We start from the raw sequence: 20,515 nt of genomic DNA on the forward strand, positions 1-20,515 counted from the left end.
CCCGGCGCGCGCGGCCACCCCCGCCCGACCGCGAGTCCTACTCGCCGCGGATCTTCTTCACCAGCCGCGTCGTCGACCGGTCATGCTCGAAGTCGATCGCAACCGCGTCGCCGCCCCAGCTGCGCACCAGATGCGTCTCGGGCAGCGTCTCCATGTCGTAGTCGCCGCCCTTGACGATCAGGTCGGGCCGCAGCAGCGCGATCAGCGCTTCGGGAGTGTCTTCATCGAACCATGTGACGGCATCGACGCATGCCAGCGCGGCCAGCAAGGCGGCGCGATCGGCCTCGGTATTCAGCGGGCGGTCAGGTCCCTTGCCCAGCCGGCGCGCCGACGCATCGGTGTTGATCGCAACAATCAGTGCACTGCCTAACTGCGCGGCGGCATCGAGATAGGTCACGTGGCCGCGATGCAGGATATCGAACACGCCGTTGGTGAACACCAGCGGGCGCGGCCAGCGCTGCTGCGCAATGGCATCGGCGCAGGCCTGGGGGGTCAGGATCTTGGATTCGTAACGGGCCGGCACGGGCAAAGTCCCTGAAACAAAAGCGTACATGGCAGATGGAAGCGGCCATTGTAGTGCCCCCCTCGACGGGTACTATGGCGCTGCACCTGTCCCCCAGCCGCCACGCGCCTTCAGAGTCCATGTCCTCTCCCCTTGCCACGCCCGCTGTTCCCGCCGCTCGCCCCCTGTCGGGGTGGACCACCCTTTTGCTGGCGGTCGCCTGCGGCATCATCGTCGCCAACCTCTATTACGCGCAGCCCCTGATCGGTCCCATCAGCAGCGACCTGAACCTGGCGCCCGAAGTGGCCGGTGTCATCGTCACGTTGACGCAGATTGGCTATGTGCTCGGCCTGTTGTTCCTGGTGCCGCTGGGCGACCGGCTTGAAAACCGCAAGCTCGTCGTGGGGGTGCTGATGCTGACTGCGGGCGCCCTGGCGGTCACTGCGTTCGCGCGCTCCACGCCGGTGTTCCTGGTCGCATCGATAGGCGTGGGACTGGGGTCGGTGGTCGCGCAGATCCTGGTGCCGTTTGCGGCCAACCTGGCGCCGGAAGCGACACGCGGACGCGTCGTGGGCAATGTCATGAGCGGACTGTTCGCCGGCATCATGCTGGCTCGGCCCATTGCCAGTCTGGTTGCCGACATGTTCGGCTGGCACGCCGTGTTCGCAGGGTCGGCCATCGCCAATCTGGCGCTGGCGGTGTTCCTGCTGCGCACCCTGCCCCGCCGCCAGCCGCAGTCCAGCATGGCCTACCCGGCCCTGCTGCGATCGATGTGGGACCTGCTTTGCACGTCGGCGCTGCTGCGCCGCCGCGCGGTGTATCACGTGTTTGCGTTCGGTACCTTCAGCCTGTTCTGGACCACCGTGCCGCTGCTGCTGGCCAGCCCGGCATTCGGCATGTCGCAAACGCAGATCGCCCTGTTTGCGCTCGCCGGCGTGGCGGGCGCGGTGGCAGCGCCCGTGGCGGGACGCCTGGCCGATCGCGGCCTGGTGCGGTCGGGCACCTTCCTGGCCCTGGGCCTGGTGGCGGCCGCCCTGGTGCTTGCGATCGTCGTGCCACCGCCAATGTCAGGCGCGCTGGCAGCGCTGGTCGTGACCGCCATCGTCATCGATATGGGGGTGTCGGCGAACTTGATCCTCAGTCAGCGTGTCATATTCTCCATCGGCGCCGATGTACGCAGCCGTGTGAACGGCGTGTTCATGGCGCTGTTCTTTGCCGGTGGTGCCGCCGGCTCGACGCTGGGCGTTTGGACCTATGCCCATGGCGGATGGATGACCACCTTATGGGTGGCATTGGCCCTGCCGGTGCTGGCCCTGCTGTACGCTTTTACGGACAAGAAACGATAGGACTTCCCTGCCCATGCGCATCCTGCTGGTTGAAGACGACATCATGATCGGCGAGACCGTGCTGGACGTGCTGCGCGCGGAGCATTACGCGGTGGACTGGGTCAAGCGCGCGGGCCAGGCCGACACGGCGCTGCGCACCGAGCAGTACGACCTGGTGCTGCTGGACCTGGGCCTGCCCGATGGGGATGGCCTGAACGTGCTGCGCGAGCTGCGGGCCCGGCAGGAACGCCTGCCCGTGCTGATCGCCACTGCGCGCGATGCGGTCGAACAGCGCATTGCCGGGCTGGATGCGGGCGCCGACGATTACGTCGTCAAACCCTATGACGTCGATGAACTGCTGGCCCGCATCCGCGCGCTGATCCGCCGCAGCGCAGGCCGCGCCGAGCCCGTCTATGTACATGGCGATGTCAGCATCCAGCCGGCCACGCGCGAAGTGGTGGTGGCCGGCCAGCCCGTGACCCTGACGGCGCGCGAGTGGGCCGTGCTCGAGCCGTTGCTTGCGCGCCCGGGCATGATCCTGTCGCGCGCCCAACTTGAAGAAAAGCTGTACAGCTGGAAGGACGACATCAGCAGCAATGCGGTCGAAGTGTATGTGCACGGCCTGCGCAAAAAGCTGGGCAATGACCTGATTCAGAACGTGCGCGGGGTCGGATACCTGGTGCCCAAGACGCACCCCATGGCATGACGCTGTCGATCCTTCATTCCCTGCGCGCGCGCCTCCTGTTCTTCCTGCTCGCCGCGATTTTGCTCACTGCCGTCGTACAGGGCGGCGTCGCCTATCGCGGCGCGCTGACGCAAGCGGACGAGATCTTCGACTACCACTTGCAGCGCACGGCATTTTCTTTGAGCGCCGGCAATCCCATTGCGAACATGCAAGGCAATGACGAAGCAGGCGAGGTACCCGAAGACCGCGATCTGGTGATCCAGGTCTGGACGCCCGATGGCGTGCGAGTGTTCCGATCCGCGCCCCGCCTGCCCCTGCCCGATCGCACCGTGCTAGGCTTTTCGGACCTGGAATGGCAGGGCGCCACGTACCGCGTGTTCTCGTTGCAGACGCGATCGCAAGTGATTCAGGTCGCGCAGGACATGGCCGTGCGCACGGGCATGGCCCGTACCCTGGCCTTGCGCGCCGTGTGGCCGATCGCTGCGCTGGCGCCCTTGTTGATGCTGGTGGTGGGCTGGGTGATCAGCGTGTCGCTGCGGCCCGTCGACCGCGCACGCCGGCAGGTGGCGACACGGCAGGCCAATGATCTGTCGCCGATCGGTGACCAGGGTCTGCCAGATGAAGTGCGGCCGCTGGTGCATGAACTGAACCTGCTGCTGTCACGCGTGCAGGACGCCTTTGCGACGCAGAAGCGCTTCGTGGGCGATGCGGCGCACGAACTGCGGTCGCCCCTGGCCGCGCTCAAGTTGCAGATCCAGTCGCTGCAGCGCGCGACCGATGACGCGGCACGCGACACCGCAACGCGGCGGCTCGCGGCAGGCATCGATCGGGCAACGCACCTGGTCGAACAGCTGCTGTTGCTCGCGCGGCAGGAAGGCGGCCCCGCGCCAGCTGCACAAATGCCATCCACCTCCTTGCGCGATGCGGTGGGAGTGGCGATCGCCGACGTGCTGCCACTGGCGCAGGCCGGGGACATCAACCTTGGCGTGGTGGATGACCCTGCGGCTGACCCGGTGGTGAACGCGAAGGGCGATATGGACAGTGTTCCCCTTCCGCGTGACGAACTGGTCGTGCTGGTGCGCAACCTGATCGACAACGCGGTGAAGTACACCCCTGGCCCGGGGCGTGTAGATGTTGGGATCAGCCGCACAGCGCCGACCCCGCATGCATCCACGACACCTGGCGCGACCCTGACCGTCGATGACAGCGGCCCGGGCATTCCCGACACCGAACGCCAGCGCGTCTTCGACCGCTTCTATCGGGCCTCGGACGCCACCGGTGTCGGCAGCGGCCTGGGCCTGGCGATCGTCAAGGCGATCGCCGACAGACATGGCGCAACGATCCTGCTCGATCGTTCGCCCACCCTTGGGGGCTTGCGTGTGCAAGTGATCTTCCCGCTCCCCTGATCCACCAATAACAGCACGACCCGGGGCGCGCGACATCCGCGGCGCCCCACCCTTGGAGACTTTGGCATGACCCTTTCAGCAAGCAGCGGCCGTACGGTATTGGGCCTCTTGCTCGCCGGCGGACGCGGCACCCGATTTTCGCCCGACGCCAGCCGCAACAAGTTGCTCGCCCGCATCGACGGCCAGCCCGTCTGTGTCGGCGCCGCGCAGTCCCTCAAGAACGCGCAACTGCGCGTGATCGCGGCCACCTCGCCGCACGCCCCCGATGTCGGCAAGGCGCTGGCTGCCGCCGGCTGCGAAGTGCTGGTGTGCGATCGCGCATCCGAAGGCATGGGCGTGACGCTGGCGCAGGCCGTGATGCAGGCCAGCGCACGCGAAGCCGCAGCCGGCAACGAACCACCGTGCTGGTGCGTCATGCCCGCCGACATGCCGCGGATTTCGACCGCCACCATCGTGCGATTGCTGGACGTGTGGCGCAAGTTGCCCGCCGCCACCCGCCGCAAATGCGTGCTGGCGCCCGCCTATCGCGGCGTGCGTGGCCATCCGGTGCTGTTCGGATCGGACTGGAGCGCGTCGCTGGCCACACTGGAAGGCGACGAAGGCGCACGGTCCTTGATCCGCGGCCGGCTCACCCTGATCGAAGTCGATGACCCCGGCTGCCTGTTCGATGTCGACACACCCGAAGCGCTGACGACGCCGCGGGTCGGGCGCACGGCGATGGGGTGAAGGGCGCGGATCTGCGACGGCCTTCGTTACCGCCGGCAGCTTGCCCTAACATAGAGCCATCTTCACGGAACCCGACCTCGATGACCGACTCCTCGATGCACGACGCGATCACCTATCAGCTTTCCCCGTCCGACCCCGCCGGCCACCGTTGCACGGTCGTGCTGACGGTGCCGCATCCGGACCCCGCAGGCCAGACCCTGAGCCTGCCCGCCTGGATTCCGGGCAGCTACATGATCCGTGACTTCGCGCGCAACATCGAGACCATCGACGCCCGCGCAGGCGGACGCCGCGTGCCGCTCGACAAGCTGGACAAGCACACCTGGAAAGCCGCGCCCTGCCGCGGTCCGCTGGTCATTACCTGCGTCATCTACGCGTGGGACCTGTCGGTGCGCGCCGCGCATCTGGACGACACGCACGGGTTCTTCAATGGCACCAGCGTCTTCCTGCGCGTGCATGGACAGGAACGCCGGCCCTGCCTGCTCGATCTGCAGCCGCCACGCGATGCGTTGCAACTGCCCTGGCGTGTCTACACCAGTCTGCCCGAAGCCAAGGGTCACGCGCAGGCCGCGCCGCGCCATGGCTTCGGCATGTATCGCGCGCCAGATTACGACGCGCTGCTGGATCACCCGATCGAAATGGGCACGCCCCAGGTGGCGACGTTTACCGCGCACGGCGCCACGCACGAACTGGTGTTCACGGGCGCGATGCCCAACCTGGATCTGGAACGCCTGGCGGAAGACGTGCAACGCATCTGCGACGCGCAGATTGCCTTCTTCGAACCGCGCACGCGGCAGGCCCCGTTCCTGGACAGCTCGAACCGCTATGTGTTCATGACGATGGTGACGGGCGACGGCTACGGCGGTCTGGAACATCGGGCATCGACTGCGCTCATGACGGCGCGGGGCGACTTGCCTGTGCGCGGCGTGCCTGGCCAGACCGACGGCTACCGCAACTTCCTGGGCCTAGTCAGTCACGAATATTTCCACACCTGGAACGTCAAGCGCATCAAGCCTGCGGCGTTCGCGCCGTACGACCTCGACAAGGAAAATCCGACGCGCCTGCTGTGGCTGTTCGAAGGCTTTACTTCCTACTACGACGACCTCTTCCTGGTGCGCGCGCAGGTGATCGGCATGACCGACTATCTGCGCACCCTGGGCAAGACGATCACCTCGGTGCTCGGGGCGCCAGGCCGGCTCAAACAATCGGTAGCCGAAAGTTCATTCGATGCGTGGACCAAGTACTACCGGCAGGACGAAAACTCGGTCAATGCCATCGTCAGCTACTACACCAAGGGGTCCCTGGTGGCGCTGGCACTGGACCTGCACATCCGCATCGAAACGCGCCATCGCCGCAGCCTGGATGACCTGATGCGCCTGCTGTGGGACCGGTATGGCCGCGATTTCTACCAGGGCGCCGGCCTGGGGGTACCCGAAGATGCGATGGCCGAGCTGGTCAAGGAAGCCACCGGCGTCGATATCACCGACTTCCTTGCGCGCTATGTGGATGGCCGCGAGGATCCGCCGCTGGAAGCGCTGCTGGCGCGCCAGGGCATTACCGTGCAGTGGAAGGCGGCGTCGACCTTGCCATCGATCGGCGCTCGCACCGGCAAGCAGGGCGATGACCTGCGGCTGTCGGCCGTGATCGAGAAAGGCCCGGCGCACAAGGCGGGGCTGTCGGCGCACGACGTGATCGTGGCGATCGACGGCGTGCGGGTCACGGCCACCAATCTTGACAAGGTGCTGGGGCGCTATCGGGCGGGGGACACGGTGACGGTGCATGCCTTCCGCCGCGACGAACTGCGCAGCGTCAGGCTGAAGCTGGCCGCGCCGCCCGCGCTCGATTGCGTGCTGACGGCAGCGGCGTAGCGGCCCCTAGCGCCAGTCGATCGGCGCCAGGCCCCGTTCTTTCAGCCACGCATTGGCCGTGGCAAAGTGCCCGCAGCCCAGGAACGGGACGGGCGGCCGCGAGGCCGACAGGGGTGACGGGTGGTTCGACATCAGCGCCAGGTGCCCGGTGTTGGCCGGTAGCAAGGCCTGCTTGGCCTGCGCGTGGGACCCCCACAGCATGAAGACCTTGGGCGCCGGTTCGCGCGCAATTTGTGCGATCACTTCGTCCGTAAAGGCTTCCCAGCCCCGCTTGGCATGCGACGCCGGCAGGCCGTCTTCCACCGTCAACACGGTGTTGAGCAACAGCACGCCCTGCTCGGCCCACCGCGTCAGATCGTTGTTGAACGCAACCGGATTGCCGCCAAAGTCGGCCGCCACTTCCTTGAAGATGTTGCGCAGACTGGGCGGCCGCTTGAAGCCCATGGGCACCGAAAACGACAATCCTTGCGCCTGCCCAGGACCGTGATACGGGTCCTGACCAAGGATCACCACGCGCGTGTTTGCAGGCGTCGCCAGATCCAGCGCGCGAAAGGGCCGCGTCGGATAGATGACCGCACCGGCCTCGCGACGCGCATCCACGAAATGCGCCAGCGCGTCGAAGGTGGACGACGTCAGGACATCCGACAGCAGCGACCGCCACGACGGCGGCAAGGCCGCCACCTGATCGCGCAGTGATGTGTCGAGGACATTGCCGGCGGTGACGGGGGGTGTGAATGCCGATGCGGCCGTTGCGGCTGTGTTCGCATCCGGCGATCCGGCACGCTGCGCCGCCTTGGCAGTCACCCTGCCAGCCACCCTGGCGTCCTTGGCCGCGCCGTCATCATCGGGCGCATCCAGGTCCGAGAACAGATCCCTCACGCGAACAACCGCGCCAGTTCGACACCCGGGTCCGGCGCGCGCATGAACGCTTCACCGACCAGGAAGGCATGGACGTCATGCTCGCGCATGAAGCGCACGTCTTCAGGCCTGGCAATCGCGCTTTCGGTCACGACCCGCTTGCCTTCGGGAATGCGCGGCAGCAGATCGATGGTGTTCTGCAAGGACGTTTCGAAGGTGCGCAGATTGCGGTTGTTCACGCCCAGCAGCGTGGTGCGCAGGTCCAGCGCAATGTCCAGTTCCGCGGCATCGTGCACTTCCACCAGCACGTCCATGCCCAGTTCCATGGCCAGCGCTTCGTAATCCCGCAGCTGCGACGGCGACAGCGCCGCCACGATCAGCAGGATGCAGTCGGCGCCCCGCGCGCGGGCTTCCACCACCTGGTAGGTATCGACAATGAAGTCCTTGCGCAGTACCGGCAAGGCGCAGGCGGCGCGCGCCTGGCGCAGGTAGTCCATGGACCCCTGGAAGAACTGCATGTCGGTCAACACCGACAGGCAGGCCGCACCATGCGCGGCGTACGACGCCGCGATCTCGGCTGGCTGGAAGTTCTCGCGGATCACGCCCTTGGATGGCGACGCCTTCTTGATCTCGGCAATCACACCGGCCCTGCCGCCTTCGATGCGGCGTTCGATCGCGGCCGCAAAACCGCGCACGTCCTGGCGCGCCTCGGCCTCGCGGCGCAATTCGGATTCGCTGCGCATGCGCCGCGCCGCGACTACTTCCTCTGCCTTGACGTCAAGGATACGTTTGAGAATGTCGTTCATGAAGAAACTACCTAGGGGTACGTGAAGCGGACTGCGTGAACGTGACGAAGGCGTCGAGTTTGGCCCGCGCCTGACCGCTCGCAATGATCTCGAAGGCCCGCTGGATACCGTCGGCGATCGACGGGACGACATTGCCCGCATACAGCGCGAGCCCCCCGTTCAACGCAACGATGTCGCGCGCCGCGCCAGGCACATTGCCGAGCGCTTCGAGCACCATGTCGCGTGACTCGTCGCGGTTCGCCACTTTCAGGCTCCGGTTCGACACCATCTGCAGACCGAAGTCTTCCGGATGGATCTCGTACTCATGCACTTCGCCATCACGCAGTTCACCGACCAGGGTGGCCGCGCCCAGCGACGCTTCGTCCATGCCGTCCTTGCCGTACACGACCAGCACGTGACGCGAGCCCAGACGCTGCAACACGCGTACCTGGATGCCGACCAGGTCCTGGTGGAACACGCCCATCAGCTGGTTTGCCGCGTTGGCGGGGTTAGTCAAGGGACCGAGCAGGTTGAAGATGGTTCGCACGCCCAGTTCCTTGCGGATCGGCGCGATGTTCTTCATGGCGCTGTGATGGGACGGCGCGAACATGAAACCAATTCCGGTGGCCTCGATACATTCGGCCACGGCGTCGGACGGCAGCATGACATTGACGCCCAGGGCCTCGAGCACATCGGCGCTGCCCGACGAGGAAGACACGCTGCGGTTGCCATGCTTGGCGATGCGCGCACCGCCCGCTGCGGCCACGAACATGGCGGCGGTGGAAATGTTGAAGGTGTGGGCGGCATCGCCCCCGGTGCCGGCAAGGTCCACCAGGCTGCTGGTGTCGGGTACGTCGACGCGCGTTGCGAACTCGCGCATGACCTGCGCGGCCGCGGTGATCTCGCCAATCGTCTCTTTCTTGACGCGCAGTCCCATGATCAGGGCCGACGCCGTCGCGGGCGCCATCTCCCCGCGCATCAGCATGCGCATCAGCGACAGCATCTCGTCGTGAAAGATTTCGCGATGTTCGATGCAGCGCACCAGTGCTTCGTTGGGGGTGATGGGCAACACGGTCTCCTTGGGGAATCGTTGCGCGTGGTTCATGCGGCCAGCGTCAGGAAATTGCGCAGCAGCGCGTGACCATGTTCGCTCAGGATGGATTCGGGGTGGAACTGCACGCCTACCACCGGCAGCGTGCGATGCCGCACGCCCATGATCTCGCCGTCCAGCGTCTGCGCCGTCACGTCAAGGCACGCCGGCACCTCGTCGCGATCGATCGCCAGCGAATGGTAACGGATCACGGTGTAGGGCGACGGCAGATCGCGAAACACATCGGTGCCGCGGTGGGTGATCACCGACGTCTTGCCGTGCATCAACTGCTGCGCGCGAACAATTTTGCCACCGAACGCGGCGCCGATGGCTTGATGACCCAGGCACACGCCCAGGATGGGCACGCGTCCGGCAAAGGCCTGGATCAGGGGCACTGAAATGCCCGCCTCGGCCGGCGAGCACGGCCCCGGCGACACGCAGATGCGATCGGGCGCCAGGCGCTCGACTTCGTCGAGCGTGATCTCGTCGTTGCGGTACACACGCACGTCTTCGCCGAGTTCGCCGAAGTACTGGACCAGGTTGTAGGTAAAGGAATCGTAGTTGTCGAGCATGAGCAGCATGGGGCACCTGTCGTTCGCGAATCGGTCGCGATCAAAGCAATGTCGATGGGGCGCGGAAGGAATCCGGGCGGGCAAGGGCTAGTCGACAGGGCGCCATCGTCCGCCAGCGGCGGGACGACAAGGTGTTGCTGCGGATGCGCGAAGCAGACGCAGGCAAAACACAGGGAGACAAAACACGGGGAGGCGAAACACAGGGGCGCGAAGCACATGGACGCGACTCAGCGGCTGCCGGGGCAGTCGTGGTGCGAACAGTGCGAACGCTGGAACAGGAGGGTGAAACGTGCTGGGCATCGATCGGTCTCTAAGGTGAGCCGCCGCGCCTGGAGAGAGGATTCCGATACCTTGCCTGTCCTGGAACGGCGGCAAGGTGCGGATTCGTACCGCGTAAGCATGCCGCTTCTTAGAAGAAGCGCCACCACCACTTGGCAATACGAATCGGCGTCATCGACATCATTGTTGAGCTTGAGAGATCGGTCAAATGATCGCGCCGGGCTTGAGCTCACGGCGCGTGGGCAAGAATACCAGCAACCGTGCAGATGCGCCACCTTGCGAAAGCCGGCCACCCCAAAGCGTTCGGCGCCCTGCTGGCCGATCCCTTCGATGAATCGTTGACTCCGACGCGTTCCCACATCCGCCGGCGCGATGGCGCCGACGGATAGCCCACTTGGCCGTCAGAATCAGAAGGTATACGCCATGCCGACCTGGACCGTGCGCGGCACGCCGGGGTAGACGTAGGACTGGAACGACCCTTCGTCGTAATCCTTGTTGAACAGGTTCTTGACGTCGAGATTGACGCGCAGTTTCTTGTTCACCTGATAGAAGGCCAGCAGGTCGACCACGGTGTAGCGCTTCATGGTGTAGGCGCCCGTGCCGGTGCTGGCGGCGCGGTCCGACGCATGCTTGATGCCGGCGCCCAGGCCAAGCCCGCGGGCCGGACCGTCCTGGAAGGTGTAGACGTTCAGCAGGCTGGCCATCGTGCGCGGAATGTTCGCCAGCCGCGTGCCGGCTGGGGCGACGTTGTCCTTGGTGACTTCGGCGTCGACCACGGCGTAGCTGGCAATCACGCGCCAGGCCGGGGTAATGTTGCCGATCACGTTCAGGTCCACGCCCTGGCTGCGCACTTCGCCCGTGGCCAGGCGGTAGCTGGAATCGACCGGGTCGACCGTTTGCACGTTCTGTTTGACCGTGTGATAGAGCGCGCCCTGGACGCTGACGGTGCGATCCAGCGCTTCCCATTTCATGCCGACTTCGTTGGACCGGCCCTTTTCGGGGTCGAACCCCCCGCCCAGACGCTTGGCGCCGGTGTTGGGCTTGTAGGACCGCGCCGTGTTGGCGTACACCGCAAGCGTGGGCGTGACGTCGTACATCAGGCCAAACCGCGGCGTGACGGCCGTGTCGGCCTGTGCAAAGCTGCGCGCGGCCGGCGACAGGTCGGTGTAGTCGTGCTTGAAGCGTTCCAGCCGCACGCCCACCAGGGCCTTGAGCTTGTCGGTCAGGGTGATCTGGTCCTGCACGAAGGCGGCCCAGGTGTTGAGCGATTCGCGGTCGTGCGTGGTCGTGCGGGTCAATGCAGGCCAGGGCTGGCCGACCGCCGGATTGAAGATATCGATGGGATAGGCCGTCGCACCCGCCGCCGAGCGCTGGATGATCGACGCGTAGTCGTAGTTGTCGTATTCGATGCCCGTGAACAGCGTGTGCCGGATCCCCCAGGTATCGACCTTGCCGGTCAGGTTCAGTTGAAGGGTGCGGTCGGTCCAGTCGAGCCTGCGGTAGTTCGCGTTACGGCCCAGGGTCCGGCCGTCGGCCTGCAAACCATTGGCCTCGACGGCATTGCCCTTGAGCGAGCCGTCCATCCACTGCATGCCGCCCGCCAGGGTCCAGTTGTCATTGATGACATGGTCGAAGCGCACCTGCGCCATGGCGTTGTCGCTATGCAGAAGATTGCCATTGCCCAACTCCCACAGATTGACGCTGCGCGAAGACCTTCCCCGCTGCGTCGTGTAGGCGGTCCGCCCGCGATCCAGCGGGTGGTTGTTGCGCATCAGGTCGGCTTCGAAAATGATGCGGGTGGCGTCGGTCAACTGCCAGCTGATCACGGGCGACACGCCATACCGTTCGGTATCGGCCCCGTCCCGGAAGGTCTTGCCGCCCTCGGCCACGGCGTTCAGCCGGTAGGCCAGCTTGCCTTCGGCATCCAGCGGCCCGGTCGCGTCGATGGTCGCGCGCCGCAAGCCCTGATCGCTGAGCTGGCTGCCGACCGTGACAGCGGGCCGCGACAGGGGCTGCTTGGACACGATGTTGAAGGTGCCGCCCGGATCGCCGCGTCCATACAGGGCCGCGGACGGGCCACGCACGACTTCCAGCCGCTCGATGGTGGACGCGTCGGGCGCCGTGGGGTAGCCGCGATTGATGGGGAAGCCGTTGCGATAGAACTCGCCGCTGGTAAAGCCGCGTGCGCTGAACAGGGCCAGCCCCTGCCCGCCAAAGTTGTTGACCCGACCCACGCCGCCTGCGTAATCGAGGACGTCGATCAGCCGCGTGGCGGCCGTATCTTCCACCACGTCACGCGGCAGGACGGTCACGGACTGGGGCGTTTCCTGCAGCGACGTGTCGGTGCGCGTGGCGCTTGCCGACCGGGTGGCGCGATAGCCTGAAACCGGGCCATCGGCCGTCTCGCCGGGCGCATAGACCGTGACAGCGTCCAGTTGAACGGCGGAAGGGGCACCCGGGGGCTGTTGAGCCCAGGCAAGCGATGATGCGTTCAAAACGCACACCGAGACGACAAGACGACGCATGCTGGAAATCCAAAGTTATGTCAGTGATGAGAATATGTCTCATTACTAATGTAACCTGTTGGCGCCGCCAACTCATCCGTAGCAGACCGGATTGTGGCTTCAATCCAACCGGATTCCCTGCGCCTTGATGATCGGCCCCCACCGCTTTGCCTCGCCCCGCGACAGCGCCGCGAACTGTTCGGGCGTGCCCGGCAGCGCTTCCATGCCAAAGTCCGTGAACCGCTTCTGGACCGCCGGGTTGCTGAAGGCCTTGTTCAGTTCGGCATTGAGCCGGGCCACCACGGCCGGGGGCATGCCCGCCGGGCCAAGCACGCCCTGGAAGGCGAACACCTCGGTGTTGGGCACGCCGACCTCGGCCAGGGTCGGGATGTCGGGCAGCAGCTTGCTGCGCTGGGCCGACCCGATCGCCAGCACGCGCACCTTGCCGGCCTGCATGATTGGCAGGCCCGACGCCAGGTCCAGGAACATGCAGTTGACCTGCCCGCCCATCACATCGGCCATGGCAGGCGCCGCGCCGCGGTACGGAATGTGGGTGATGAAGGTGCCCGTACGGTTCTTGAACATCTCCATCGCCAGGTGGTGGGGCGATCCGTTACCGGGCGACGCGTAATTGAGCTTGCCCGGGTTGGCCTTGGCATAGGCCAGGAAAGCCTTGAAGTCCTTGGCCGGGAACTCGGGGTTCACCACCAGGGCAAGCGGGAAACGCCCGATCGCGCCGATGTAGGTAAAGTCCTTTTCCGGATTGAAGGGCAGCTTGCCGAACAGGAATTCGTTGAACGCGAGCACGGCGTTGTCGGCCGACATGATGGTGTAGCCGTCGGGCTTGCTCTTGGCGACCAGGTCGGCGCCAATATTGGTCGATGCGCCCGGACGGTTGTCGATCACCAGCGATTGCCCAAGACCCGGGCGGATGGCGTCGGCCAGGGTGCGGGCGATCACGTCGGTGCCACCGCCAGCCGGGTAGGGCACGACCCATTTGACGAGTTGCTCGGGGTAGCCCTGGGCGCGGACCAGGGACGGGAGCGTGGCCGATGTGGCGGCGGCCGCCATGCCGGCCAGGAAAGTTCTGCGTTGCAGTGTCATTGTTGACGTCTCCAGGGAAATACGAAGCTAGGAAAGCGAAGGCATGGGCAGGTCCTCCAGCGCGTCGGCAAGCGCCTGGCGGCAGCGCGCCTCGTCGCCGACCTGCTCGAACAGCAGCAGGGCCAGACGTGCAAGAAACAGGGATTCACGTTCCGGACCGGCTTCGGTCACGGCGTTCGCGCACGCAGCATACAGGCGGTCGCGCGCGTCGGGGGCCAGCAGGGAAATCATGGGGTCTCCGGCAGGGAAGTTGACGATGACAACGTTGCGGGTGACAACGTTGACAATGACAACGTTGATGCAGGCAACGATAGGGCGCGGGCAAGCGCCTGCGCAAGCACATCGTTCGCCGGCGTGCCCGCCCAGCGGCCGGCGACGTGGCAGTCAGGCCGCAACAGATAGGTTGCCCCCGAAGCACCGGTAGCGCCGAGCGCCGCGAGTGCCGTTTCGGGCGTGTCATCGCGATGCAGGACGTGGATCGCGATCGCGGCATCAAGCCGGGAACATGCCTGGATCGCCGCGCGTTCGGGCGGCTCCGTGCCCACTGCCAGCACCACAAACCCGGGTGCCTGCAGCAGCTCGCTCAGGTGGCTACCTGGTCCCAGCTGAAGGTTGGGCATGACCTCCCCCGGCAGCGGACCGGCGGGCAGGTCATCGCTGTCCGACGACAGTGGCGACGCGGCGTATCGAACGGCCTGCGTCTGCCGCGGATTGATCAGGTTTGCGATATCGCGATGGCGGCCCGACAAGGACAACGCCGCCTCGCGCAGCAGGTCGAAGCCACGGGACGGTGGCGACATGAACTCGGTGCTGCGCATCGCATTCTCGGCGTTCACATGGAAGGCTGCGATGCGCTCGTCGGAATAGCTGTCGAGCAGGCCGGTCCCGGCGGCGCCCCGCGCGACCCGCGCCAGCTTCCAGGCCAGATTGTCGGCATCGTCGAAGCCCGAGTTCAATCCGCGCACGCCAAAGATCGGCATGGCGTGGGCGGCGTTGCCGGCGAACAGCACGCGGCCGTGACGATAGCTGGGCAGGGTCATGGCTCCGGCGCGATACACCGATGTCCATACCGTGTGCCATGGCAGATGGCCGTCGCCAATGGCGTCCAGATGCCGTTGCACGAACTCGGCCACGGCGGCCGGTTGCAAGGCCTCTTCCGTCGATTGCCCTTCCCGCAACTGGTAGTCGATACGCCAGATGTCGTCGGGCTGCCGATGCATCAGCACCGTCGACCCCGGATTCCACGGCGGGTCGAACCAGGCGCGGCGTTCGGTCGGATGGCTGCTGTGCAGTTCGATGTCGATGATGACGTAGCGGCCTTCGTAGGCCGTGCCTTCCAGGCTCAGCCCCAGGGACTTGCGCACGAAGCTCTGGCCGCCATCGCAGGCCGCCAGCCACGCACCGCGCAGCTGATAGCCGCCGCCCGGATGGCGCACCGACAGCATCACGTGATCGTCGTGCTGCGCCAGCGCGGTCACTTCGGTGCTCCACCGCACATCGATCACACCCGGCGTGGCGGCATTGCGGCGCTCGATTTCCTGCAGCAGATAGTGCTCGATGTAGTACTGCTCCAGGTTGATCATGGGCGGCAGCTTCTGCGTGTCGTCGTGCGGCATCGCAAAGCGGAACACCTCGTCCGTCTTGTAGTAGCTGCGCCCGCCGGTCCACGGCAGGCCCTTGTCAAGAAACGCGGGCAAGGCGCCCAGGCGCTCCACGATCTCCAGGCTGCGGCGCGAAATGCAGGCCGCGCGGCTGCCCACGCAGACGGTGTCGTCCAGCTCCAGGATCACGCTGCGCACACCATGATTGGCCAGGCCCAGGGCGAGCGCCATGCCGACGGGCCCGCCGCCCGCGATCACAACGGGGTGCAGGCCCGGCTCAACGCCGTCGATCAATGCGGGTACCGGAGACGTGTAACGCGTGTAGTGGAAGGCGCCGACCGAGGGCGGCATGTCGCCGGCAACCGGCGGCAGCGGCCCGGTGCTGGCGTCACCAGGGCGCGCAGTGGGAAATGGAGATGTCATGGGGGATGTCATCTGAGAGTTCATGGGGGAATTCATGGGGAGACCCTCTGCACCTTGTACGCCTGCCGGCAGCAAATGACATCGGCGGAAACGCGCGTCACAGCGCGTCCGCCCAGCCGGCAATGGCGTCCGCCGCCTGCGGCACCAGCGCGGGTTGCCCGGCCAGATAGTGGTTGCCGCCAACGATATCCACGTTGCGTATGCGGTCGCCGCCTGCGGCAAGCCATGCCTCGCGCGTGCTTGGAAAGGTGGACTGATCCGCCGTGTAGGTCAGCAGCAGGACGGGCACCGACGTTTGCGCAAGGTTGGTCGGACCATCGGCCTGGGACCGCGACGACCATTGCGACAGGAACGCCGTCAGTGACGTCGTGCGGCCCATCGCATTGGCCGAGTAGTTCACCTGCCGCGCATCGCCCCACACGCTGCCGGGCGCCCGGTCGTTGGCGTCGATCGACAAGTCCAGGGAGCGCGGATCGGCATGCGTGCGATACACGATGAAGGCCTGATCCCGCGGGGCGCCGGGGGTGGCGCGCAACTGCTGCAGCCTGTCGACGGCCCACTGTTCGATCCGGTCGAGCCGTGCCTGCTGTCCGGCCGAAAACCGCGCCAGAAAGTCCGCGTCGTAAGGTACCTGATGGCGCGGGTCATACATGTCCAGCGCCGGGTCCACCGACATCGGATCGTGTTCATCGGTCACCGACGGATCGATCCAGTCCCGCATCAGGCGGCTGCGGCCCAGATGGGCCGCGCACAGCGCAATGCCATCGACCGGTGGAAGATCGTCCGCATGCAGATGGGTCGGGTCACCATCCGGAAAATGGGTCGCGGTCAGCCGCTCAGCCTGCGCCTGATAGAAGCTGGCCAGTGCGGCCCCACCCGAATTGCCGATCAGCACCACCTTTTCGTAGCCCGCATCCCGCAGGGTCTTGACGCCCGCGCCCAGATCCTGGATCGCGCGCTCCATCAGCAGCAGCGTGTCGTTGCCCATGTAGCGCGAGTTCAGCCCCATGCAGCAGATCCCGCGCTCGGCCAGCGGTTCGATCAGGTAGTGCCCCACGAAATTGCTGGTCGGGTGCATGACGATGGCGGCCACCTTGCGGCGGTCCGCCGGCGCCCGGTACGCGCCAAAGATGCGGGGCCGCAGCATCTGCAGTCCGGACTGGCTTTCCATCGACGCGCCTGGCTTGACGTCGATGACGGCAATCTTGAGCTCAGACATGGGCGCCCTGCCCTGCCATCCTGGCGGCCTTGCGTGCCGTCCATTCGTCCAGATCGGCGCGGGCATGCAAGGCGTGCGCATCCATTTCCGACTGCGGCACGGTGGGCGTCGTCAGTTCGACACGGATGCCATTGGGATCGAAGAAATAGATGGACTCGATGATGTGGTGATCGGTCACGCCCAGTACCTTGACACCCGCGGCTTCAAGCCGGGCCTTGGCCGACAGCAGCGCCGCCACGGATTCCACACGCAAGGCAATGTGGTTGACCCAGGACGGGGTGTTTGGCGAGGGCTCGGCCTTGACGTCGTCGCCCAGGTCAAAGAACGCGATGTAAGAGCCGTCGCGCATCTGGAAAAAGATGTGGACGTACGGGCAGTACTCGCCCGTGCTGGGCACGTGGTCGCTCTTGATGACATGCACCAAGGGCAGGCCCAGCAGATCTTCATAGAAACGGCGGGTTTCCTCGCTGTCACGGCAGCGCCACGCAAAGTGGTGCAGGCCGAGCACCGGCACGGCCTGGGCCGGACGGTTGAGTGGGTTGGCCTGCGTCGGTGTGTGCAAGGCTGCAGTCGTCCCGGCGCCAGCAGAAGGTGTCGTGGTCATGTCTCCGCTCCTTCCTGTTATCGATGACGCTCATTGGACTGCGGGCCAACCTATGATTCAATCGAAATTATTTCATCGACTCATGAACAGACTGTATGAATACGATTATCTGATGATGTGGATTCGACGCGATGAGTCCGACACCATGAATCCGACGCCATGAACCTCACCCTGCGCCAACTCCGGGCATTCACCGCCGTGGCCGACACGGGCAGCTTTACGGCGGCCGCGGCCACCCTGCATCTGACGCAGTCTGCGTTGAGCGTGCTCATCCGTGAAATGGAAGCCGACCTGGGCGTGCGGCTGTTTGATCGCCATACCCGCCGCGTGGTGCTGTCCGAAGCGGGCCGCGAATTCCAGCCGGCGGTGCAGCGCATGCTGGGAGACCTGGCCACGGCCGTGTCCGGCCTGACCGACCTGCGCGACAAACGGCGCGGCGTGCTGCGTCTGGCAGCCCCGCAGTTCATGGCTTGCACCTGGATGCCGCCCGTGATCGCCGCATTCCGCGCGCGTTACCCGGCCATCGAAGTGCGCCTTGCCGACACGCCGCCCGAGCATCTGCTGGCCGGCATTCCGTCGGGCGAAGTCGAACTGGCCATCGGCCAGGACATCGAGGTCGATGACACGTTCGAGCGCCACACGCTGTTCAAGGATCGGCACTGGCTGGTCTGCCGGGCGGACCACGCCTTTGCCCGCCGTCGTCAGGTCGCATGGACCGACCTGGCCGACGAGACCTTCATCGCCCCCACGCGCGACTTTCTGCGGCGCGTGCTGCCCGAACTCGACACCCCCGCGCGCGAAGCCCTGTCGGCATCGGGGACGCAGTCCGTGTCCTACATCACGACCGCGCTTGGCATGACCGAGGCGGGCCTGGGCGTCACGGTCTGCCCAAGTTACGCGGCCCGCACGGTGCAGGCGCATGGCCTGGTCATGGTGCCGCTGATCAAGCCCGCCTTCCATCGCACCATCTGCGTGTACGGCATGTCACGCCGCGCGCCGTCCCCCGCGGCGCAGAGTTTCATTGACGTGCTGCATGAGCATGTCGCGCAGCAGGCGGCCAGCAAATCCCGCGTTCATGGCTAGCGTTCCGGCAGTGGATCGACGTGAGCAGCGCAGTCCACGACAGCACGCACACCTGAACTTGCACACCCTGCGCGCCTGATTCAAATCGGGTCGTCGAGCCCCGACTGCACCTGCTCGGCCGCACGCAGCACCGCGCGTGCCTTGGCTTCCGTCTCGGCCCATTCCTTTTCAGGCTCCGAATCCGCCACCACGCCTGCCGCGGCCTGCACGTACAGCATGCCGTTCTTGATGACCCCGGTGCGGATCGCGATCGCCACGTCCATCTCGCCGCCGTAGCTCAGGTAGCCTGCGGCGCCGGCATAGATGCAGCGGCGCACCGGTTCCAGCTCGTCGATCAGTTCCATGGCGCGCACTTTTGGCGCGCCCGACAGCGTGCCCGCCGGGAAGGTGGCGCGCAGCACGTCCATCGAGCTCATGCCTTCACGCAGGGTGCCGGTCACGTTGGACACCAGGTGCATGACGTGGGAATACCGTTCGATGGCCATCTGGTCGGTCACCACCACCGAGCCGATGTCCGCAATGCGGCCAACGTCGTTGCGGGCCAGATCGATCAGCATGACGTGCTCGGCGATTTCTTTTGGATCCGCGCGCAACTCATCCGCCAGGGCGGCGTCTTCTTCCGGCGTCGCGCCGCGCGGCCGCGTGCCCGCCAGCGGACGGATGGTGACCTTCTGCCGGGTCGCGCCGCCTTCGGTCACGACTTCCTGTCGCACAAGAATCTCGGGTGACGCCCCCACGACCTGGAAGTCGCCGAAGTTCCAGAAGTACATGTACGGCGATGGGTTCAGCGAGCGCAGCGCGCGGTACAAGGACAGCGGCGAGTCGCGGAAGGGCTTGGCGATCACCTGCCCCACCTGCACTTGCATCAGGTCGCCCGCGGCAATGTATTCCTTGGCCTTGACGACCGCAGCCAGATAGTCGGCCTTGGGGAAATTGCGCTGCGTTTCCGTCGGCAGGCTGGCCTGGCTGTAGGGGATGTCGACAGGCTTGCGCAGCTGGGCGCGCAGGTCGCGCAGCCGGTTGCGGGCGCGCGGATAGGCTTCGGGCAAGGAAGGATCGGCGTACACGACCAGGTACAGGCGCCCGGTCAGGTTGTCGACGATGGCCAGTTCATCGATCAACAGCAGCAGCATGTCGGGCACCGGATCGCCCATGCCGGCGGGATCGGGCTTGGTGCACGGGCCCAGCTTTTTCTCGATGTGGCGGACCATGTCGTAGCCGAAGTAGCCGGCCAGCCCGCCAATGAAGCGCGGCATGCCGGGGCGCAGCGCCACCTTGAAACGCTTCTGGTAGTCGGCCACGAAGGCCAGCGGATCGCCGTCATGGGTTTCGGTCACGACGCCGTCTTCGACCACGTCGGTCACGGTGCCATGGGTGCGCATGAAGGCGCGCGCCGGCAGGCCGATGAAAGAATAGCGGCCGAAGCGCTCGCCGCCCACGACCGATTCGAGCAGGCAGCTCATGGCGCCCTTGGCCGGGCCGGTCTGGGCCAGCTTCAGGTACAGCGCGAGCGGCGTATCGAGGTCGGCATAGGTTTCGGCGACCAGCGGGATGCGGTTGTAACCCTGGGCGGCAAGCGCCTGGAATTCGACTTCTGTCATGGTTTCCTCGAGAACATGCGGTGTCTGGGGCACCACCCGCATCTTGGGTTCCGGAGTCGGACATGACATGACGACGCCTCCGGTCCTTCAGGACACGGGCGGGGTCGATTCGAAAACTTGGGGTCAAACGATGGCCGGACGTTCAGTCGCTGAACGATCGGCCGGGAAGAATCACCACCACCCGACTGACGAACGCCACCAGCGCCAGGTGGCGCAGGTCGGGATCGCGAGGGTGATGGTCAGCATGCGGATGATTGAATTCGTAAACGTTGAACAAGTCAGC

19 protein-coding genes are annotated in these 20,515 nt (G+C 65.8%); 6 read left to right on the forward strand and 13 right to left on the reverse strand.

Annotation, left to right across the window (positions count from 1 at the left end):
- Window positions 1–37: 37 nt before the first annotated feature.
- Complete coding sequence (gene rfaE2, locus IE116_RS12790; protein WP_373302994.1) at window positions 38–523, reverse strand: D-glycero-beta-D-manno-heptose 1-phosphate adenylyltransferase; 486 nt, start codon at window positions 521–523, stop codon at window positions 38–40.
- A gap of 119 nt (window positions 524–642) precedes the next feature.
- Between rfaE2 and IE116_RS12795 the strand changes: the two genes are divergently transcribed.
- The 5 genes from IE116_RS12795 (at window position 643) to IE116_RS12815 (ending at window position 6,509) form a co-directional block, all read left to right on the forward strand.
- Window positions 643–1,848 carry an MFS transporter gene (locus IE116_RS12795; RefSeq protein WP_189612963.1) on the forward strand — a complete coding sequence of 402 codons (1,206 nt, stop codon included), beginning with the start codon at window positions 643–645 and terminating at the stop codon, window positions 1,846–1,848.
- A 13-nt stretch (window positions 1,849–1,861) separates the two neighbouring features.
- The gene (locus IE116_RS12800; protein ID WP_189612965.1) at window positions 1,862–2,533 is read left to right on the forward strand and encodes a response regulator; all 672 of its coding nucleotides are present in this window, start codon (window positions 1,862–1,864) and stop codon (window positions 2,531–2,533) included.
- The gene (locus IE116_RS12805) at window positions 2,530–3,918 is read left to right on the forward strand and encodes an ATP-binding protein (RefSeq protein WP_189612967.1); all 1,389 of its coding nucleotides are present in this window, start codon (window positions 2,530–2,532) and stop codon (window positions 3,916–3,918) included. The genes IE116_RS12800 and IE116_RS12805 overlap by 4 nt, the downstream gene beginning before the upstream one ends.
- 66 nt (window positions 3,919–3,984) lie before the next feature.
- Entirely contained in the window at window positions 3,985–4,644 is a 660-nt protein-coding gene (locus tag IE116_RS12810) for a nucleotidyltransferase family protein (RefSeq protein WP_189612969.1), read from the forward strand.
- 80 nt (window positions 4,645–4,724) lie between these two features.
- Window positions 4,725–6,509 carry a M61 family metallopeptidase gene (locus IE116_RS12815; RefSeq protein WP_229828135.1) on the forward strand — a complete coding sequence of 595 codons (1,785 nt, stop codon included), beginning with the start codon at window positions 4,725–4,727 and terminating at the stop codon, window positions 6,507–6,509.
- 6 nt (window positions 6,510–6,515) lie between these two features.
- Here the strand turns inward: IE116_RS12815 and IE116_RS12820 are convergent, their stop codons facing one another.
- The 10 genes from IE116_RS12820 to IE116_RS12865 form a co-directional block, all read right to left on the reverse strand.
- Window positions 6,516–7,202 (reverse strand): uracil-DNA glycosylase, encoded by a 687-nt coding sequence (locus IE116_RS12820; RefSeq protein ID WP_229828446.1) that lies wholly within the window; start codon window positions 7,200–7,202, stop codon window positions 6,516–6,518.
- Window positions 7,203–7,384: 182 nt separating this feature from the next.
- A complete protein-coding gene (gene trpC, locus IE116_RS12825) occupies window positions 7,385–8,173 on the reverse strand; it encodes an indole-3-glycerol phosphate synthase TrpC (protein WP_189612972.1) in 789 nt (262 codons plus the stop codon).
- Window positions 8,174–8,180: 7 nt separating this feature from the next.
- Entirely contained in the window at window positions 8,181–9,221 is a 1,041-nt protein-coding gene (gene trpD, locus IE116_RS12830; protein WP_189612974.1) for an anthranilate phosphoribosyltransferase, read from the reverse strand.
- 32 nt (window positions 9,222–9,253) lie between these two features.
- Window positions 9,254–9,823, reverse strand: a complete 570-nt coding sequence (locus tag IE116_RS12835; RefSeq protein WP_189612976.1) for an aminodeoxychorismate/anthranilate synthase component II — start codon at window positions 9,821–9,823, stop codon at window positions 9,254–9,256.
- 677 nt (window positions 9,824–10,500) lie between these two features.
- The gene (locus IE116_RS12840; RefSeq protein ID WP_189612977.1) at window positions 10,501–12,618 is read right to left on the reverse strand and encodes a TonB-dependent siderophore receptor; all 2,118 of its coding nucleotides are present in this window, start codon (window positions 12,616–12,618) and stop codon (window positions 10,501–10,503) included.
- Window positions 12,619–12,717: 99 nt separating this feature from the next.
- The gene (locus IE116_RS12845; protein WP_189614610.1) at window positions 12,718–13,695 is read right to left on the reverse strand and encodes a Bug family tripartite tricarboxylate transporter substrate binding protein; all 978 of its coding nucleotides are present in this window, start codon (window positions 13,693–13,695) and stop codon (window positions 12,718–12,720) included.
- 33 nt (window positions 13,696–13,728) lie between these two features.
- On the reverse strand, window positions 13,729–13,932 hold the full coding sequence (locus tag IE116_RS12850) for a hypothetical protein (RefSeq protein ID WP_189612979.1): 204 nt from the start codon (window positions 13,930–13,932) through the stop codon (window positions 13,729–13,731).
- Window positions 13,929–15,725 carry an FAD-dependent monooxygenase gene (locus IE116_RS12855; protein WP_189612981.1) on the reverse strand — a complete coding sequence of 599 codons (1,797 nt, stop codon included), beginning with the start codon at window positions 15,723–15,725 and terminating at the stop codon, window positions 13,929–13,931. The genes IE116_RS12850 and IE116_RS12855 overlap by 4 nt, the downstream gene beginning before the upstream one ends.
- A gap of 97 nt (window positions 15,726–15,822) precedes the next feature.
- Window positions 15,823–16,944 carry an alpha/beta fold hydrolase gene (locus IE116_RS12860; protein ID WP_189612983.1) on the reverse strand — a complete coding sequence of 374 codons (1,122 nt, stop codon included), beginning with the start codon at window positions 16,942–16,944 and terminating at the stop codon, window positions 15,823–15,825.
- Entirely contained in the window at window positions 16,937–17,548 is a 612-nt protein-coding gene (locus IE116_RS12865) for a VOC family protein (protein ID WP_229828136.1), read from the reverse strand. The genes IE116_RS12860 and IE116_RS12865 overlap by 8 nt, the downstream gene beginning before the upstream one ends.
- A 159-nt stretch (window positions 17,549–17,707) precedes the next feature.
- On the opposite strand from IE116_RS12865, the gene IE116_RS12870 reads away from it, so the two are divergent.
- Complete coding sequence (locus tag IE116_RS12870) at window positions 17,708–18,631, forward strand: LysR family transcriptional regulator (RefSeq protein ID WP_189612985.1); 924 nt, start codon at window positions 17,708–17,710, stop codon at window positions 18,629–18,631.
- Window positions 18,632–18,711: 80 nt separating this feature from the next.
- On the opposite strand, the gene IE116_RS12875 is transcribed toward IE116_RS12870, so the two are convergent.
- Window positions 18,712–20,232: an anthranilate synthase component I family protein gene (locus IE116_RS12875; protein WP_189612987.1), complete on the reverse strand. Its 1,521-nt coding sequence runs from the start codon at window positions 20,230–20,232 to the stop codon at window positions 18,712–18,714.
- A 142-nt stretch (window positions 20,233–20,374) separates the two neighbouring features.
- Complete coding sequence (locus IE116_RS26070; protein ID WP_268249235.1) at window positions 20,375–20,509, reverse strand: hypothetical protein; 135 nt, start codon at window positions 20,507–20,509, stop codon at window positions 20,375–20,377.
- Between the last annotated feature and the right edge of the window lie 6 nt (window positions 20,510–20,515).

The sequence above is a fragment of the Pigmentiphaga litoralis genome, assembly GCF_014651835.1.
Lineage (GTDB): Bacteria > Pseudomonadota > Gammaproteobacteria > Burkholderiales > Burkholderiaceae_B > Pigmentiphaga > Pigmentiphaga litoralis.

Coding starts and splice junctions, on each gene's coding strand:
- IE116_RS12875 (WP_189612987.1), bottom strand. CDS start 20,232: ATGACAGAAGTCGAATTCCAGGCGCTTGCCGCCCAGGGTTACAACCGC.
- IE116_RS12805 (WP_189612967.1), top strand. CDS start 2,530: ATGACGCTGTCGATCCTTCATTCCCTGCGCGCGCGCCTCCTGTTCTTC.
- IE116_RS12860 (WP_189612983.1), bottom strand. CDS start 16,944: ATGTCTGAGCTCAAGATTGCCGTCATCGACGTCAAGCCAGGCGCGTCG.
- IE116_RS12865 (WP_229828136.1), bottom strand. CDS start 17,548: ATGACCACGACACCTTCTGCTGGCGCCGGGACGACTGCAGCCTTGCAC.
- trpC (WP_189612972.1), bottom strand. CDS start 8,173: ATGAACGACATTCTCAAACGTATCCTTGACGTCAAGGCAGAGGAAGTA.
- IE116_RS12795 (WP_189612963.1), top strand. CDS start 643: ATGTCCTCTCCCCTTGCCACGCCCGCTGTTCCCGCCGCTCGCCCCCTG.
- IE116_RS12800 (WP_189612965.1), top strand. CDS start 1,862: ATGCGCATCCTGCTGGTTGAAGACGACATCATGATCGGCGAGACCGTG.
- IE116_RS12815 (WP_229828135.1), top strand. CDS start 4,725: ATGACCGACTCCTCGATGCACGACGCGATCACCTATCAGCTTTCCCCG.
- IE116_RS12840 (WP_189612977.1), bottom strand. CDS start 12,618: ATGCGTCGTCTTGTCGTCTCGGTGTGCGTTTTGAACGCATCATCGCTT.
- IE116_RS12850 (WP_189612979.1), bottom strand. CDS start 13,932: ATGATTTCCCTGCTGGCCCCCGACGCGCGCGACCGCCTGTATGCTGCG.
- IE116_RS12810 (WP_189612969.1), top strand. CDS start 3,985: ATGACCCTTTCAGCAAGCAGCGGCCGTACGGTATTGGGCCTCTTGCTC.
- IE116_RS12855 (WP_189612981.1), bottom strand. CDS start 15,725: ATGACATCTCCATTTCCCACTGCGCGCCCTGGTGACGCCAGCACCGGG.
- IE116_RS12835 (WP_189612976.1), bottom strand. CDS start 9,823: ATGCTGCTCATGCTCGACAACTACGATTCCTTTACCTACAACCTGGTC.
- IE116_RS12870 (WP_189612985.1), top strand. CDS start 17,708: ATGAACCTCACCCTGCGCCAACTCCGGGCATTCACCGCCGTGGCCGAC.